The following is a 460-nucleotide window of genomic DNA, read 5'->3' on the forward strand; positions in this document are numbered from 1 at the left end:
ATGCGCCACATGGCAAAGGTGCCCGTCAGGTCCATCGCCAGTGCGCCGAACAGCAGGGAGCGCCCCGTGTCGTCGTTCCACATGGTCATCAAGTAGCCAGGGTTGACCAGGATGAAGTAGCCCACGATCAGGATCGGCAAACCGCCCAGCACGTAGGCCGTCATGCGGGTCTCGCCCGTCATCGCCTTGAGTTGCCGGGCGCCCTGGTCCCGCTCGCGGATCATCTTGATCAGGTTTTCCAGCAGTTCGCTGGCGTTGCCGCCGTAGCGGTGGTTGACCTTCAGGCCAAGGGCGAACAGGCGGAACTCGTCCTGTTCGTAGAATTCAGCGAAGTCGCTGGCCGAATCCGGCAGGCTCACCCCCAGGCGCACGTTGCGCTGCATGCGGCCCATGGCGTGCTTGAGCGGGTTTTCCACACTCTCGATACCGCCCAATACCGCGTCGGCCAGGGTGCGGCCGG

At 64.1% G+C, this 460-nt stretch carries 1 protein-coding gene; it reads right to left on the minus strand.

Annotated features, from left to right (window positions below):
• Window positions 1-460 (minus strand): type II secretion system F family protein (locus tag FCS21_RS16010; protein WP_171035730.1); only part of this gene is annotated, 460 nt, incomplete at both ends.

The organism is Colwellia ponticola, assembly GCF_005885605.1.
GTDB classification, from domain to species: domain Bacteria; phylum Pseudomonadota; class Gammaproteobacteria; order Enterobacterales; family Alteromonadaceae; genus Colwellia; species Colwellia ponticola.